The following is a 17,536-nucleotide window of genomic DNA, read 5'->3' as shown; positions in this document are numbered from 1 at the left end:
GATTTTGAAACCAACTTCTGATTAAATACAATATGAAATAGACGATAAACATTTTATCAACTCAGAGGAGAAGCTCAAGAATATGTTGCACGAAATTATAAAAATAGTGAAACACTAAATTTAGCCAAAAACATGACATTTATGGAATCAGCTGCTCTCAGAAAATCAGTGATTCTTAACTAATCCACATAACTGTTCCATTGTAAGTGGTTCATTTCTACGATAATGTACAATGCTATGACAGTTACGGGATTAAAGTGTTTTCAGTATTTTTTGGGTTTGTCCCCCGTCTCCATCCCCAGTGTAGTTCTCATGGGTAGTACTATAATATCCGATAAATTTGCTTGGTGCAAAAATATCTAAGAAGGGGTGATAATACCAGTGATAGAACTTTGTAAATCGCTTGCTTGCAAGACCTCCACTATGCAAACTTCTGTTAAACTCAACCATGTTGAGTTCAATATAATCCCATCTCCATTGTTCCATAGGCATTTCTTTCTAACACACCTTTTTATTAGTTTTAACTTTGGATTCTAGAATCTCATTCAGTAAAATGAATCAGATTAGTTGACTAAAGTGTTAGTAAATTATTTACTCCTATTATTAAAGGCTTATACCCTTCTAAGATAAAACAATCTAATTAAATTAAATTTATTATATCATTCATCCTTAGATTACCCCCCCCCTAAAATATCCAATAATCTTAAAACCTCTGATATTTACTTCTCAGAATCTCCTAATCAGGAATTAGCATTACGAACAATTAAAGGTTAAGTTGTTTTAATTTTATGAAAATTTTGTAAATATAATCTCTTTATTTTTTCTGTAAACATTTATGGTACATATACAGTAATTCTTAACCCCCAATTCAAAGAACAACTCTTTGTAAACATCTTCTGATAACAAAAAACCCACTCCTTATATGGATAATTTCCATACAAGAGTGAGTTTAGATACAATACCTTTCGATCTTGGATAGTAAAAGCTACATCATCATATATCACCGAACAATTGAAGTATACCCTCGCTGAGTGAGAAAATTGATGATTGCTGAACATTATCCAATCCTTAACTGGGCTAGAAAGACTCTAAACCGCCGTTATCACCGCAGTCTCTTGCTCGCTTACACAAACTCCACATTGTGATATACCTGCTGCACATCTTCCAGGTCTTCGAGCGCATCGATCAGCTTCTCGAACTGAACTTGTGCATCTGCAGGCAGTTCAATGTGGTTTTGTGCCAGCATCGTCAGCTCGGCTACCGTGAACTCGTTCACGCCAGCAGCTTTAAATGCTTCTTGTACTGCGTGGAATTGGTCTGGTTCTGCGTATACGATAACCGCTTCATCTTCATCCACGATATCACGCACATCCACATCTGCTTCCAACATGATTTCCAGCACTTCTTCCGCATTTTTACCTTCAACGCCGATGACTGCTGTAGGATCAAACATGTAAGCAACAGAACCACTCACACCCATGTTGCCCCCGTTTTTGTTAAACGCAGAACGCACTTCAGGTGCTGTACGGTTTACGTTATTCGTGAGCGCATCCACGATGACCATCGCACCGTTTGGTCCGAAGCCTTCGTAACGCAACTCTTCATAGTTCTCATCGCCGCTGCCTTTTGCTTTTTCCATCGCACGGTCAATGATGGCTTTAGGTACGTTATACGTTTTGGCACGCTCCAGAACGACCTTCAGTGCTCGGTTCGCTTCCGGGTCCGGTTCACCCTTTTTCGCCGCTACATAGATCTCAACGCCAAATTTCGCGTAGACCCGGCTTGTGTTTGCGTCTTTTGACGCCTTCTTTTCCTTAATATTATTCCACTTACGACCCATATCGTTTCCGCTCACTTTCAACATGTAATCTGCTTTCTACTTTGTCATTATATCGTGTTGCGCTTGGTTCAACAAGTTCATCTCATCAAACGATTCTGCTTCTGAGAAACAAAAAGCACTCCGTAAGGAATGCTTTTTGGGTAAACGTCAAGTTACGCGTGGAACTGTCTTCCGTCCAGCACTTCAGGCACATAACCCGCACGGATCACGAAATCTCCGAAATGCTCGCCTTCATTGCGCTCTTTGGCATATTGATTAATCATCGGTGTCAGTGTGTCCAGAATCTCATTTTCACCGATATTTTCGCGGTACAATTTGTTCAGACGATGACCTGTAAAACTACCACCGAGATAGAAATTGTACTTGCCTGGTGCCTTTCCGATAAAAGCAATCTCTGCCAGCATCGGTCTGGCGCACCCGTTCGGGCAACCTGTCATACGAATGACAATCTCTTCATCCCTCAAACCCGCTTCATCCAGTACAGGCTCCAGTTTGTCGATTAAGGACGGCAGGTAACGCTCGGACTCAGCCATGGCAAGACCACAGGTTGGGAGTGCGACACAAGCCATGGAACTTCTGCGAAGTGCTGAATAATGCGCGCCATCCGTCAGATTGTATTGTTGCATCAATGCTTCAATCTTTTTCTTTTTCTGACTGCTAATGTTACCGATAATCAGGTTTTGGTTCGCCGTCAGACGGAAATCTCCGGTGTGTATTTTGGCAATTTCACGCAAACCCGTCATGAGCGGATAACCCTCTACATCTTTTACCCGTCCATTCTGAATGAATAACGTGTAATGCCATTTGCCATTACTGCCTTTCACCCAGCCATAACGATCCCCATTATGGTCAAAATGATATGCACGTGCCGCTTCCAGACTCCAGCCAAGACGACTCGTTAACTCATCAACAAACCACTCCAGACCATGGTCATCGATTGTATATTTGAAACGCGCATGTTTACGAACCGCACGATCCCCGTAGTCACGCTGAATCATAACCGTTTTCTCTGCAACATCAATCATCTGCTCCGGCGTGCAGAAACCAATGACTTTGGATACCTGAGGATATGTCTTCGAATCTCCGTGAGACATGCCCATTCCTCCGCCAACAGATACGTTAAATCCTTGCAGTTTGCCGTTCTCTACAATGGCGATAAAACCGAGATCCTGTGAAAATACATCCACATCATTGGAAGGCGGTACCGCGATACCAATTTTGAACTTACGTGGCAAGTATACTTTGCCGTAGATCGGTTCAACCTCTTCGTCCGAATCCTGGGAGTCAATGATCTTCTCCCCATCGAGCCACAGCTCATGATATGCACGAGTTCGCGGATCGAGATGATTACTCACCTGACAAGCCCATTCATACACTTCAGCATGAACTTCAGACTGATTCGGATTCGGGTTGCACATCACGTTACGGTTAACGTCTCCACATGCAGCGAGTGTACTTAGCAAAGAGTCATTTACCTCACGAATCGTATTTTTGAGATCCCATTTCAACACCCCGTGCAACTGAAACGATTGACGAGTGGTCAGACGGATCGTCTGGTTCGCATATTTATGGGCAACACGGTCCATCATCAGCCACTGCTCCGGCGTTACGATTCCCCCGGAAGCACGCACACGTAGCATGAACTGATATGCAGGCTCCAGCTTGGATTTATTGCGCTCATTGCGCAGGTCACGATCATCCTGCATATAGCTGCCATGATGTTTCATCAGCCGGTTATCATCTTCGGGAATTGAGCCAGTAATGCGATCGGCCAGTGTCTCCGTGAGACTTCCACGCAAGTAATTGCTCTTGATCTTTATATCTTCCACATCGCTGTTGGTACGTTGCGGATTAAGTAAGTTATTATAAGCCATGCCGCTTTCTCCTCTCGTTTCTGCGGAATATAACCTTTCGGCTTAGCCTTGGATTAATACACATCCCGCTGATAACGTTTCTCCTGTTGTAACCGTGTCATGTATTCCACAGCCTGCTCGGATGACAAGCCGCCTTCCTGCTGTAGAATCGTAATCAGCGCCGCATGTACATCATGAGCCATTTTTTTCTCATCGCCGCAGATATACACGCTTGCCCCTTCCTGAAGCCATTGATACAATTCCTTGCTATGTTCCAGCATACGGTGCTGTACATATACTTTCTGTTCCGTATCACGAGAGAAGGCAACATCCATTTTCGTCAGAACGCCATCTTTGAGCCAACGCTGCCACTCCGTTTGGTAAAGGAAGTCTGTAGAGAAGTGCTGGTCCCCGTAGAAGAGCCATGTTTTTCCTTCTGCACCCGTTTCTTCTCTTTCACCAAGGAAAGAGCGGAATGGAGCAACCCCTGTTCCAGGTCCAACCATAATGATTGGAGTATCCGGATTCTCGGGTAATTTGAAGTTGGGATTATGCTGAATATATACTGGCAAAGTGTCACCGGCTTCGATACGTTCAGCGAGATGTACCGAGCATACGCCATAACGTTGTCTGCCACGTGCTTCATAACGTACAGTCCGAACCGTTAGATGAACCTCGTCCGGGAAAGACTTCGAGCTGCTTGCAATGGAATACAGACGTGCTGGTATTTTCCGAAGAACCGCTAGAAACTGAGCGGCTGGAATGCCCTTCAGTGCGTAGTCCTGAACCACATCTAGCAGATCGGAGCTGTTCATGACGTTACGGAATTCGGAATCATTGGCGAGTAATGCTGTTAATTCGTTTCCTGAACTCAACTTGGCGAGTTGCTCCGCGACCGGTTTGGTTACTGCTGTAATTTCGTAATGACGCAACAATGCTTCATAGACCGATACTTGATCTCCATTTTTGTTCACCGTAACCTTTTCATCTGCATTCCAACCCATTGCTGCAATTAATTCATCTACCAGACGCGGGTGGTTCTCCGGGAACACGCCCAGGCTGTCGCCTGGCTCATAATCCAGATTAGAGCCTTCCAAAGACAGCTCAATATGGCGTGTCTCACGATCCGATCCTCGACCGTTCAAGTTGAGATTTTCCAGCACCTCTGCCTTGAACGGGTTGGTACGGTTGAATTCCGATTCTCCACTGCTTACCGCTGCTGTGATTGCTTCACTGGTTACCGCACCGGCTGTAGTTGCTGCGCCGCTAAGCGAAGCAAGCACATCGTTCATCCACGCTGCAGCTGGCTCATCAAAATCAACATCGCAGTCTACGCGCGGAACCAAGGCTGTTGCTCCCAATTCCTGTAGTCGTTTATCAAAATCCTTACCCGTTTGACAGAAGAACTCATAAGAGGTATCTCCAAGCGCCAATACGGAATAACGAAGTCCGTCCAGCTTTGGAGCACGTTTGCTGTTCAAGAATTCATGAAAAGGAATTGCATTATCCGGCGGTTCGCCTTCTCCATGTGTGCTGACCACAATCAGAAGATTTTCAATTTTTTTCAGTCCGTTCGGTTTGAAATCTCCCATGGATGACAAGGTTACTTGCAATCCCTGTTCCTCCAGCTTCTTACCGAGTTTTTTCGATAAACCAATGGAATTGCCTGTCTGGGAACCGTACAGCACCGTAACTTCACGGGAAACGGCAGGAGCACTGACTGGAGCTGCTACCGGATTTTGTCCAACTTGCCCAATCAGACCAGTCTGTGCTGTTGCCACACCTGCTTGATACGCTGCGATATACCCACCAAGCCAGAGTCTTTGTCCGTCCGTTAATGTAGGAATAAGTCGATTGAGCAATTCTACCTGCTCTTGATTAAAAGGACTATTTGTCACTTGAAGTTCCACCATCTGCCACCTCACGCATTACTTCGATTTTAATTCCTACTAAAATGATCATATTAATTTCTTCTCTCTAGAACCTAACACACCGGGGGGTGAGGGTCAATTTCAATGATTTTATACCATTTATCAGTTTCACTGATAAAGGAACAAAACGTGAAAATCACCTCGTTGCAAATACATCAACAACAATCGACAATGAACAGCAAAAAAAGCTTGCTTTGACCTGACTTCAGGTGAAAACAAGCTTCTTTCTATTTTATAAGTTACAGTGATTCATCACTTTTTCCAGACCAGCTTGCTCATCATTGCATAGATCAGCGTAGCAGATTCGGCTCGGCTGGCTTCAACCGCAGGTTTTACTTCACCGTTGTAACCACCTACGATGCCCAGGTTCACAAGCGCAGCTACACTTTCTCTTGCATACGAGTTGATCTGACCTGCGTCCCGGAAACGAGCGAGATCAGTTGCGGAAGAATTCTGTGCTTCATCATCAATGAGTCCAGCTGCAACAAGCGCTCTTACTGTTAAGGTCATCATCTCCTGACGAGTAATCGTGGACTCTGGCTTGAAACGTCCATCTCCAGCCCCATCCGTAATACCGAGTGATCGTGCTATGTTAACAGCCTTATAATAAGAAGATTGTTCACTCACATCTTTGAATGGATCAGTAGAACCCCCGTTTAGACCAAGCGAAGCTACAAGCCACTGCACATATTGCCCGCGTGTCATATCTTGTTTTGGATGAAGCTGTCTGGTGTCCTCACTACCTGTTGCATCCACCACGCCCCGAACAGCGAGTGCCTCCATCGCTTTTTGTGCCCATGGCACTCCGGTTAGATCCAAAAAGTTCTCTTCCATAGATAAGACTGCATATGCACCAGTAAAGGATAAAGCTTTTGCAGAAAATATAATCTCACCGCGTTGCGGATCGTAATAACTCTGTGGCAGCGGTATGATTTCCCCGCTTGCTCCAATTTGCACAGCAATCACTTTATCAGCCACGGTATCTTTCGATGAGGTATACGGTAATTCAATTGAAATCTCTCTATCAGGCATGAAGTTCTGATGATTAAGGCTAAATTCGATTTGCACACCATGTCCTGCTCCCAAACGATCCGTTATCCCTTGCGAAAGCGGTGTTCGGATCAATCGAATAATTGCCGTACCCTCATTGGCCCCCTCCTTAGCCAACAAATCAGCAGGAAGCTTAACCGTTGCAAACGCAGACACGATACGGAAAACATCGGATGGCTTCTGCTCCAGCAGGGATGAAACTGGCAGGGCCAGCTCGTAAGCAGCCGCTTCCGGAACAGACTTCAAGCGAAATTCAACCAGACGTTGGCCTGTACCTGTAAGAGGTGCAGCTTTGACCGCAGCTTCAATCGCTGAAGCATCCACTTTGGACTGTGCATTTCCTTCTGGAGCCGAAGAGGCTTGCAGTTCAAGAACAGCGCGGTCCTTTTCTGTGACAGGTTGAGTTGACGACTGCGATTGACCTGTGCCTGAGGTACCATTATTGTTGCCTATCTGACCACCATTGCCCGGGTTTGAACCATTTCCATTATTGCCGCCTGAGCTATTTCCTGATCCTCCGCCAGAATTCCCTCCCGAATCATTGCCGCCTGGAGATGTTGTACGTGCAGGCACTTTAATGATCAGAGGTGTCGTTATCGCTTTGCTCCCGTCGGAGGTTCGTGTGATGGCAAGTTCAATCCAGACCGTCGTCTCACTCGCTGGTAAAATAATGCTTCCGTCCAGTTGGACTACAGACGGAGCTGTACTTGAATGAATGGATGCCGTAAAACCTTGAGGCAACACCGGCAGTTTAATTTTTGCAGAAGCTGCCGTTGGCTGTTCGAGTGTTGTAATGCCTGAAGCCACGTCAGCAGCCGTCTGGCGAGTTGTTGTGACTTGATAAGGATCAGACAATCCTTTGATGGATTGGCTTGCATCGTCCAATGCCTCGACTTTGTAATAGTAGACCGTATCTTCACTCAGCCCAGAATCCGTATACTCTGGAAGTGCGCCGGAATAAACTATCTCGTAAGTGCCTTGTTCTTGATTGGAACGATACAGCTTATAGCTCGCCGCACCGGGTAATGTATCCCAGCCAAGTGTTACACTTGAAGCCGTGGCGGAAACAGAGTGCAGACCCCCGCTACCGTAACCAGGGGACGATATATCAGGTTTTACAATCATGATCCAGCTGATCAGCGGGTCCTGGGATGCAGTATTACGCACCGTGATATCCAGTTTACCGCCAGACACCTCGGCGCCCTTCTTAGCCCGAACACTTGCAGGGATATACGTAACCGCCCCGGTGTTCGTACCGTTAATAATCAAATCCGCACGACGAGAAGTATTCGTCCAAGGGTCATTGAATCCTGCATATACATCATATTCACCATTTGGCACATCAAAACTATACGTCAAATCTTTGCCTTTCGGAGAATTGCTGATATTGCCACCATTCAGATAACGTACGGTCGAGAAAATATCCCCGCCGTTCGAACCGGAAGGGAGCGCATCGGCACTAACATATCCCCAGGATTGACCTTCAGCCGGAGCATACATCTGATCTATAATTCCCGGATGCATAAGCGTATCTTTCATATAACTACTCATCAGCTTGTAATCTGCCGTATCATAACCACCGCTGTTCACAAAGTATAGTGTATTCTCGGGAATGACAAACACACGAACTGCCTGCGTTTTGTTGTTATACTCAGGGGTCGTGATCTGTAGCGTAAGCGGTCCAGGCTTGGCAAAATCCTCCGCTGTCATCGCACGATGATTAATCGTCCAGACGGCTGGCGTTGACACGAGATTATCTCCATCACGCACCTTTACCGTGGAAGGGAGCACTGGAACTTCGCCAAGCTTCACCGCTTCAGGCAGTTTATCAGCGATATCTACCTTACCCATGGAATTCAACAGATCGGGTGTCCAGCTGTCATACCACTTGATCGCAATGTCTGACCCTATACCGAATTCGATCGGCAAAAACACGTACTTAGCTGCATCGTTGGCGAAATTGCCTCCGTTCCACATATCTCCTACATAAATAAACTTGCCCTTTTCCGGATCAACCGGGATGACTGAAGTTGACTGTGTACCAAATGCCTTCCCGGGATCAGGATCACTCGGCAGTGTGCGGACAAACGGATTTGTCATCGCCGACCAAGGTCCGAAGATGTGATCCGCGACCGTAACTTTGTTCTCATTAGGAGCCCAGCCTGTTGCACCCGATGTGATAATATAGTATTTGCCCTGATACTTGAACATGGCCGGTGCTTCACGCTGTCCACCTGGGAATACCCGGACATAGTCTACGCCGTATTCCGCCTGATACACGCTATCGCGAACAGGATTGCCTTTATCATCCTTAAGACCTTGCTTATGCCAGCCTGTGACGTCACTGTAATCCTCGGTGAGCTTGGAAATGTATAACGTCAGATTTTCTTCGCTGGAGTAGATCAGATAACCCGTGCCGTCATCATCCTTAAATAGCGTCATGTCACGGGCCATACCTCTGTCACTTGGGAAATAGTCCTTCTCGCCTTCAGGGGCCATGTCCATACGGTAACTTTTCTGATATATAAAAGGTCCAGCAGGTGAGTCACTGATTGCATAACCGGCCTTCGCTTTACCGTAATTCGCATTATTGTTGTAAGGGTCCTTGTCTCCATCCATATGAGCCCACATGACATATTTTTTCGTTTTATCATTGTAAATGACCTTTGGCCGTTCGATAATCCGTCCTTTGCGAATATCGGCCCAGATGTCCACACGATCCTCGCGACCTGCATAGAGTTCCTTGATTAACGGGTTTGTGTCAAAATCATCCATCGATTGCAGCATCGTCAATGCCATGCCTTCGTCTGTCCAGTTCATCAGGTCTTTGGAAGAATAGACACGCACACCCGCAGCAGGCCACCCCCCCGTATGATATTCGCCATACCAGTAATATTTTTCTGTTTTTTCATCGTAAAAGAAACCTGCGCCATGGGCATCAATCGGTTTGCCGTTTTGATCCGGCCACATTTGTCCTGGCGTAATACTTGTGCGCACCGTGGATACACCAAGCGGTGCGGATACAGGAGTGTCCATTCCGTCCACTTTGGCCTGAATCGTATAAAAGTATCCCGTACCCATCGTCAAACCTGTGTCATCAAACGAAGTCGCACTCCCTGTATAGATTTGCTGATACGTCCCCGAAGCGCTTGTCGCCTTCGACACCGTGTAGGAGACTTCCGATCCGGGCAGTGCAGCCCATCCTAAGGAAATGGACGTATCCGTTGTAGCAGTAACACCAAATCCTGAAGGAGAATCTACCGTGTACGTCTGCGCTTCCGCTGCACTAAATGCCGATTCACCCGCAGCATTGTACGCCGTCACCCGATAACTGTAGTTCTTTCCAGGCTCAAGTGCCTGATCTGTAAAAGACAATAGGTTGCCGTTATATACCTGTACATAATCTTCCGTTCCTTGTTCGGCGCGAACGACACGATAACCATTCGCCTTACTGACCGTATTCCAGCTCAATTTGACACTTGTCGCTGTCAACGCTGTCGCTTTCAGGTCCCCCGGTGCTTGTGGTGCCTCGGCAGCCGTTTTGGCTTCAAGCGGGGCAGACCACTGTGACTCGGTTAATGCCCCGTAGTCATATGCAAGTCTGTAATAATAGGCCGTATCCGAGCTTAGTCCTTCATCCACATAACTTGTTGATGACGTCTGACTTACATAAGAGTAGCTACCTTCCTGCGTGTTCGAGCGATAAAGACGGTAACCTGTTGCCCCTTCAATCTCCGGCCAATGCAATGAAATTGAAGATGCCGTCTCTCCATCCTTTACAAGCACAGCTTCATTCATTCGAGGCGGCTCCGCAATCATTACATCATCAATATGTACGGTCTGCCACTTATTTCGAATGCCAACGGTACCGGTTGCAATAGATGTATCGTTCAGATCAAAAACCAATCGGTCCATCCCATTTTCGACGATATAACCGCGGATGGAGGTCCCTGATACCGCCACTTTAAGCGTATACCATGTATTTTGGCTGAACTTATAGTCCACCGATTTCAGCGTGGTGTCAGTGCCATTTATTCTTTTACTGAAAACGAGTTTATTGCCGGGCACCTGCATCTGGAAATAGTAGAAGTTGCTCTTGTCTTGAAACCGCGGCAAAATACCGGGAAATCCCTCACCCGCTCCTGTATAAAAACGCATCGACACTGTCTTGTCCGGTGTGGGCTCCCCCGTTGTGATAAAACCTTCATCGGTACCATTTTGAAAAAGAACCTGGTTGGATGCGTCAGCCGGATCTGATGTCACTTGCCACTGGCCTGAGATCACATGCCATTCAGGTGAAACGGTATAGTCTCCATCGGAAAAATCGTCTTGAATTAACAATCCGGGAATAAGAGCTCCATCTGCAAGAACCTTGTTCGGGTACATCAACGGTCCAGAACTCAACATCAGTGCAGCGGATAATAGAATTGCAACCGGTTTTCTCAGTTTATCCAATCTCGATTCGCTCCTTTGCGCCTGAAAATATAAGCAGGTTCCTTACATATTCAGCGTAGTGGTTTAACACGCCCTAGTACACATGAATCAGTCAATTGAGCCTCAGACCATGCTTTCTCCGCTGATCACACCTCCCCATTCAATGAAACCGGTTTCATTCAAGAGCAAAAAAGCCCCGTTTACTCAGGCAGGTGCAATCACGCACGTTACGGAGAACAGAGAACCGTTTTTTTCTTGCCCATGTCGTAAACAGGTTTCTTCAAACAAAATGTAACCGCTTTCTAAAATTAGAATATCGTTTGCTTTTAAGGCTGTCAACCATTCTTTTGTCCTATTTCATCCTCCGTGTAATATGACAAAAAACGCGTATTCCACATGCTCTATGCAAGTGAAATACGCACCTTTTAGAATACTTTGGTCGTCCAGGATTCACAGTTCCATGTGTCTGTCACGACGTCACGGTAAAATTCAGGTTCGTGTGAAATCAGCAAAATGCTGCCTTTGTACGCTTGAAGCGCACGTTTTAACTCATCCTTCGCATCCACGTCCAAGTGGTTCGTCGGCTCGTCAAGCACAAGCAGGTTGGTCTCATTGTTGATCAGCTTGCAAAGACGCACTTTCGCTTTCTCTCCACCACTGAGAACTGCGACCTTACTCTCGATGTGTTTCGTTGTCAGTCCGCATTTGGCAAGTGCGGCACGAACTTCAAACTGGGTATAGGAAGGGAACTCCTGCCAGATCTCTTCAATACACGTATTGTAGTTGGCATCCTTCATCTCTTGCTGGAAGTATCCGATCTCTAGATGTTCTCCGCGCTGGACATTGCCTTCCAAAGGCTGAATCTCCCCTAAAATGCTACGCATCAGCGTTGTTTTACCGATACCGTTCGCACCGACAAGAGCAATTTTCTGCCCGCGCTCCATACGCAGATCAAGCGGTCTGGACAACGGTTCGTTATAACCAATAACCAGGCCTTTCGTTTCAAAAATAAGCTTGCCTGACGTTCTCGCATCGCGGAAGTTGAACTGTGGCTTCGGTTTCTCCTTGGCCATCTCGATGACATCCATCTTATCGAGTTTCTTCTGTCTGGACATCGCCATATTCCGAGTGGCAACGCTGGCTTTGTTACGTGCTACGAAGTCTTTCAGGTCTGCAATCTCTTGCTGCTGACGCTTGTACGCCGACTCCAGCTGTTGTTTCTTCATTTCGTAGACTTCCTGGAAGTGGTTGTAATCGCCCACATAACGTGTCAGGTCTTGATTTTCCATGTGGTAAATGAGGTTGATTACGCTGTTCAGGAACGGAATATCATGCGAGATGAGAATAAATGCATTCTCATATTCCTGCAGATATCGTTTCAGCCATTCAATATGCTGTTCATCCAGATAGTTCGTCGGCTCGTCGAGTAGCAAGATATCCGGTTTTTCCAGCAACAATTTGGCGAGCAGTACTTTGGTCCGTTGTCCACCGCTCAGGTCGTTGACGTCCTTGTCCAGACCAATGTCGGTCAAGCCCAGACCACGCGCGGTTTCGTCGACTTTGGCATCGATCATGTAAAAGTCCTGGTTTGTCAGTGTATCCTGAATTGTACCTACATCCTCAAGCAACTGCTCCAGTTCCTCTGGCGTAACGTCGCCCATCTTGCCGTACATGTCATTCATTTCCTGTTCCATGTCAAACAGGTATTGGAATGCGCTGCGCAGCACATCGCGAATCGATTGTCCTTTGCTGAGTACCGCATGCTGGTCGAGATAACCTACACGCATACGTTTGGACCATTCCACTTTACCTTCGTCTGGCTGTAGCTTACCTGTAATAATATTCATGAAGGTCGATTTACCTTCTCCATTCGCCCCGATCAGACCAATGTGTTCGCCTTTAAGCAAGCGGAATGAAACGTTGTTAAAGATAGCACGATCACCAAAACCGTGACTTAATTTTTCTACATTTAATATGCTCATTCATGACACCTTTTCTATATAGACTTAATTCTTTGTATATTATAAGCGTTATCTGCCGCACAACTCAACGCCCTATTTAAAAAATGTGATGTTCGATTTGCCTTATCCCGGCGTATGCGGTAAAATTTTGCCTTAAACGAATTACAACCATTATATAGAACGGAGCTCTCAGCGAGAGCATCAGGTGAATGTCATGATTGAAGTAAAACAGTCCAGGCTGGGTGACGGCGGTGAGTTTAATCGCGGGGTATTTGCTACAGTGGATATTGCAAAAGGTCAACTGATCCATCAGGCCCCCGTGGTGCCTTATCCAAATGAAGATCACGAGCATATTGAGAAAACAATTCTGGAGGATTACGTCTTCGAATACGGTGTTAATCATACGGCGATCCTGTTAGGATACGGCAGTCTGATTAATCATTCCTACGAGCCTAATGCCACGTATGATATCAACTTCGAAAATCACACCTTTGATTTCTATGCTTATAAAGACATCAAGGCTGGCGAAGAAATCCTCATTAACTATAACGGCGAAGAAGATAATATGGACCCGCTATGGTTTCTGGACGATTACGAAGAACGTATGCGCGAAATGCAGGACAAGGAAGAACAAGACGACGAGCCTACTCAGGAATCCGAGAAAAAATAATGCGTAGTTCTGCTCTCTAATTCCGGTTTTATGGTTGTTCAGAGCATATATAAAACGTCATGCTCACTCACTCATTAAGCTTGAGTATTCATTGAGAGAAGCAAAAATACAAGAAAGCCAGTTTCCAATAGAGAAACTGGCTTCCTTTCTTTTTTATGCCATTGGATTGCATGTTCTTGTGACAACTCATCCTCTTCGCATAGTATAACTTTACGATAATGTTCATGCACCATTCCCTGCTTAATCATGGATCGGTGGATCGGTATGCAAGTCTGCATCTGGTGCAGTGTATATCCATCTTGTAAAAGCAACTTCAAACCCGGCCCGTTTGGGCGAGCAAAGGAACGGTCCTGCCTGCTTATCGGTTGGATAAGCAAATCTCGCCACTCGAATCGTACGCCAAGGATGCTCATCTGTACGCGCACGAATGACAACGGATTCCTGGTGATACGATGCACGAATGGTAACGATTCGTCCCCCCCACTCCGGTACAGGTGAGAGTGACCAATCTGAAAATTGATCTGTGACAACAGCGCCCACATGCACAATGCCATCATTTACTTCAACCCCGGCTTTAATCCACTGATGTTCTCCATGCCACAGCATTAATCCCGCCTGATCATATAATTCTGTAAAAGAACTTAGATCAAACGAAACTTCAACAGCTTGTTCCCCATCCCACGGCGCAAGCAAGGCATGACCATTTCGGTGACAGAAACCATAGAACGTCTCTTCCCAGAAATCGCTACCCTCCTGAGCCTGTACAATCAACCTCTCTCCATCATGTTGGGTATGAACAGGCTCGGTTGTCCAGCTTCCTCGTTCAAGGTTTGTAAAGTTGACGGACATCTTCATTCTCATCCTCTCTGCCATTCCTTGCAAAAGCGAATCTTGCAACCCCCATATATCCAGTACTCCTATGTGCGAAGAATATAACAGTTGCAATTTTTACTTCCAATTTTGCAAGAACATATTTTTCAAAGTTTCGTCTATACATGTACGAATTCGACGTATCCTGTATATTTACCTTGTAAACTACCTTGTGTGCTTCACTGATGTGCTTATCCCTTGTAATGATAGATCATGTATGCATCTAATATCCCCACAAAGATTTCCTCATCAATTTTCTCATCTATGCTACTCCACCAACTGTTTTGAAAACAAGCGCTCAATGGATCGTGGTTGATTACCCGTTACGCGAAGAACAGTATCCGTTACCTGATCTTCTCTCCCTTCCTCTCTAATATGAGTATCCAGACCTGCAAGCATCGTCGCATATTCCTCTGGCATCCCTGCTTGAATCATCTGGTTCCTTAAAGTCTCCTCCGATAACGATTCATGCTGGATCGGCTGATTTAATGTTTCACTGGCTTTCTGCGCCACCTCTGCATAGGATAACGATTCCGGTCCCGTTATGATGTGCTCTGTATTATGAGGTAAAGTATCGGTTAGGGCATGGAAAGCAACAGCTGCTATATCGTCCGCACTTACAAAACCGATTCTCCCCTCACCCGTTGCACTATATATTTTGCGAAACTGGGCAATCGACTGTCGATGAGGACCCTCCGTGAAATTTTCCATAAAATAAGAAGGACGTAACACAGCCCACTCTGGCGCAAGCTTTTTCAAGGCTTGATGTACTTTGCCAAAAACGGGCCCTTCTTCATCGACAGATGCACTTCCCAGCAATACAAAACGCTTCACTCCACTCCATATCGCTTCCTGAATGAAAGGAACCATCACTTTCTCTGGATTCATATCCATCTGTGGCACAACAAGATAAATTTGATTAATACCCTTTAGTGCTGCGCCATATGTCGCAGGATCATACCAGTCAAAGTAGACATGATTCCCACGAGAATCTGTGGACGACGGAAGCTTTCTTCCAGCCAAACGTACCGGATAACCTTGTTTCTGTAGCTGTGTAGCCACGCGACTTCCTGTCTTGCCACTCGCTCCGGTAATGAGTGTAAGAGGTTTCTCATTGCTCATCTACAACACCTCCCATTTCCGATTCCATTACGACAAGAGGATTCCAATAGTCTCTGTAATGCGTAATTTTGTCACCATCATAGCTGACGACAGAAATATATGTTTGATTGTATGGCTTCCCTGTACTCAGAAATACGCCTTCACAAGTGAATTCTGCTACAAATCGTTGTTGGTCTGAATCGATTAAAATGGTCGGTTCGCTAAATTGATGAATTTTGAGAAATTTAAACAATGCATTCACATGATTGAAAATGGCTGATTTCCCTTCCAGCCGCTGCGGATAACCCGGAGGTGAATAAGGAAATTCAAAAATGGCATCCGTGGTAAACAGCTCTGCCCACTCATCAAGTTTCCCCTCAAGCAAAAGCCCTGTGAAGTGTTGCATGATTTGCTTGGGCACATTTTGCTCATTGTCCACCTGTTGTTGTTCTTTCATTTTAAACCCTCTCCTTTTCGGACTATTCAGTCTAGAATAGATAAAAAAATAAACGCTTAAGGCGTTCATTTATTAAACGTTTAATCCAAAACCTTCAAAGTCGTTTGCACAAGTTCCCGCATTTCTTCCTCACTAGCACCACTCTTCGCCGTATATGTGAACGAAAGCCTTGAATAGTTAAGAAACCGTGCGATACGATGCAGTTCTTCTTCTTGTAACTGTAACTCTCCCGTATTACACCCTCGTAAAAGTGCTGTGTAAAATACGTTCTCCATCCAGCGATTATTCGCCTGTATAAACTCAGCGATCTCATGTTGCTGAGGTGCCTGTTCTATCGCGCTGTTAATGATAAAACATTCGTTGCGCCGCTCCGGATCGGCTAACACGTTTACCACCTCTTCAAACAATTGTTGCATACCCTCACGTACACTGCCGCTTTGTTCTAACAGTTGTGTCGATGCTTCTGTTTTCTGCTGCACATAAAATTTCAGAGCAGAGACAAACAAATCATGTTTTGTTCCGTAGGTGTCATAGAGGCTTTGCCGGGCAATGCCGAGTTCATTAAGTAATACCGTTAACGAGGTCCCTTCATAACCATAAGCGCCAAAAACAGAAGTCGCTTTTCGTAATACTTGTTCTGTGTCAAACTCTTTCGCTCTTCCCAACTGGTGTCCCCACCTCCTCTTCGTTAAACACATCTTACACTTTCCAGACTGATCAGTCAAGAAAATGAATGATTTAATTTTCGACAAAGTGGTATAATGGCATTACAGGCTGAATGTTCCTTAACCATTTATGACGAGGTCAATATATAGAGGAGTGAAGCGATATGCATATGCAAATTACTGATCTGGCGGCACAACGTTTAACAACAAGTTTGAATGATCAACCGGGTTATTTCAAAGTATTTTACGATATGGAAGGCTGTGGATGTAACGGTGTTGTCGTACTGCTGATTGTTGATGAACTGGCTGCGCTGGATGAGCAGATTGAAACCAACTTTGTTCCATTCTACGTGGACCCCAAACACCAGCTTAACCTGGAATCAAACATGAAGCTGGATGCACAAGAAAACTATCCTGCCTTTACTTTGAGCAGTGATTCGGGTGTAATCAGCAGGAATCTCAGACTCCGGGATGCACGTGCCGCCGCAGTAGGTACACCTAGTGCTGAAAATGCATGTACACTATCCTAAACAGCAGGTAAGCAGAGTATTGTCACCCTTGTAGGAAAGCCTGCAAAGATGATTTTTCCAGCTTTCTCAAGCACCAGATGCTTGGAGCAACTTCTAATGATCATGAGGAACCTTATTTAGCTCCAAAATAGTAAATTGAAAATCTAGCTATGATGAACGTAAACAAGGATAGCC

General features: G+C 45.5%; 12 protein-coding genes. 2 read left to right on the top strand and 10 right to left on the bottom strand.

Going from position 1 to position 17,536, the window contains the following annotated elements:
- Positions 1-252: 252 nt before the first annotated feature.
- From H7T88_RS11720 to H7T88_RS11695, 6 genes are all read right to left on the bottom strand, one after another.
- Complete coding sequence (locus tag H7T88_RS11720; protein WP_221788568.1) at positions 253-486, bottom strand: hypothetical protein; 234 nt, start codon at positions 484-486, stop codon at positions 253-255.
- Between the two features lie 637 nt (positions 487-1,123).
- Complete coding sequence (locus tag H7T88_RS11715; protein WP_090924069.1) at positions 1,124-1,840, bottom strand: YebC/PmpR family DNA-binding transcriptional regulator; 717 nt, start codon at positions 1,838-1,840, stop codon at positions 1,124-1,126.
- Positions 1,841-1,992: 152 nt separating this feature from the next.
- Complete coding sequence (cysI, locus tag H7T88_RS11710; RefSeq protein ID WP_221788567.1) at positions 1,993-3,714, bottom strand: assimilatory sulfite reductase (NADPH) hemoprotein subunit; 1,722 nt, start codon at positions 3,712-3,714, stop codon at positions 1,993-1,995.
- A 53-nt stretch (positions 3,715-3,767) separates the two neighbouring features.
- A complete protein-coding gene (locus tag H7T88_RS11705; protein ID WP_221788787.1) occupies positions 3,768-5,603 on the bottom strand; it encodes an assimilatory sulfite reductase (NADPH) flavoprotein subunit in 1,836 nt (611 codons plus the stop codon).
- 273 nt (positions 5,604-5,876) lie between these two features.
- The gene (locus tag H7T88_RS11700) at positions 5,877-11,129 is read right to left on the bottom strand and encodes a fibronectin type III domain-containing protein (RefSeq protein ID WP_221788566.1); all 5,253 of its coding nucleotides are present in this window, start codon (positions 11,127-11,129) and stop codon (positions 5,877-5,879) included.
- A 404-nt stretch (positions 11,130-11,533) separates the two neighbouring features.
- Complete coding sequence (locus tag H7T88_RS11695; RefSeq protein ID WP_090924001.1) at positions 11,534-13,090, bottom strand: ABC-F family ATP-binding cassette domain-containing protein; 1,557 nt, start codon at positions 13,088-13,090, stop codon at positions 11,534-11,536.
- Positions 13,091-13,283: 193 nt separating this feature from the next.
- Here H7T88_RS11695 and H7T88_RS11690 point away from each other — a divergent pair, with 193 nt between their 5' ends.
- Complete coding sequence (locus H7T88_RS11690; protein WP_221788565.1) at positions 13,284-13,739, top strand: SET domain-containing protein; 456 nt, start codon at positions 13,284-13,286, stop codon at positions 13,737-13,739.
- A 240-nt stretch (positions 13,740-13,979) separates the two neighbouring features.
- Here H7T88_RS11690 and H7T88_RS11685 read toward each other — a convergent pair whose 3' ends face one another.
- The 4 genes from H7T88_RS11685 to H7T88_RS11670 all read right to left on the bottom strand — a co-directional run bounded on the left by H7T88_RS11685 (position 13,980) and on the right by H7T88_RS11670 (position 16,832).
- On the bottom strand, positions 13,980-14,588 hold the full coding sequence (locus tag H7T88_RS11685; RefSeq protein ID WP_221788563.1) for a DUF1349 domain-containing protein: 609 nt from the start codon (positions 14,586-14,588) through the stop codon (positions 13,980-13,982).
- Between the two features lie 288 nt (positions 14,589-14,876).
- The gene (locus H7T88_RS11680) at positions 14,877-15,731 is read right to left on the bottom strand and encodes an ergot alkaloid biosynthesis protein (protein WP_221788561.1); all 855 of its coding nucleotides are present in this window, start codon (positions 15,729-15,731) and stop codon (positions 14,877-14,879) included.
- Complete coding sequence (locus H7T88_RS11675) at positions 15,721-16,167, bottom strand: nuclear transport factor 2 family protein (protein WP_221788559.1); 447 nt, start codon at positions 16,165-16,167, stop codon at positions 15,721-15,723. Before H7T88_RS11675 ends, H7T88_RS11680 begins: the two co-directional genes overlap by 11 nt.
- 80 nt (positions 16,168-16,247) lie before the next feature.
- Entirely contained in the window at positions 16,248-16,832 is a 585-nt protein-coding gene (locus H7T88_RS11670; protein WP_221788558.1) for a TetR/AcrR family transcriptional regulator, read from the bottom strand.
- A gap of 164 nt (positions 16,833-16,996) precedes the next feature.
- Here H7T88_RS11670 and H7T88_RS11665 point away from each other — a divergent pair, with 164 nt between their 5' ends.
- Entirely contained in the window at positions 16,997-17,362 is a 366-nt protein-coding gene (locus tag H7T88_RS11665; RefSeq protein ID WP_221788556.1) for an iron-sulfur cluster biosynthesis family protein, read from the top strand.
- The last annotated feature ends 174 nt before the right edge of the window (positions 17,363-17,536 follow it).

The organism is Paenibacillus cucumis (ex Kampfer et al. 2016) (assembly GCF_019748695.1).
Taxonomy (GTDB): domain Bacteria; phylum Bacillota; class Bacilli; order Paenibacillales; family Paenibacillaceae; genus Paenibacillus; species Paenibacillus polysaccharolyticus.
The sequence above is the reverse complement of the archived record's forward strand: the minus strand, read 5'-3'. Positions and strand labels throughout refer to the sequence as shown.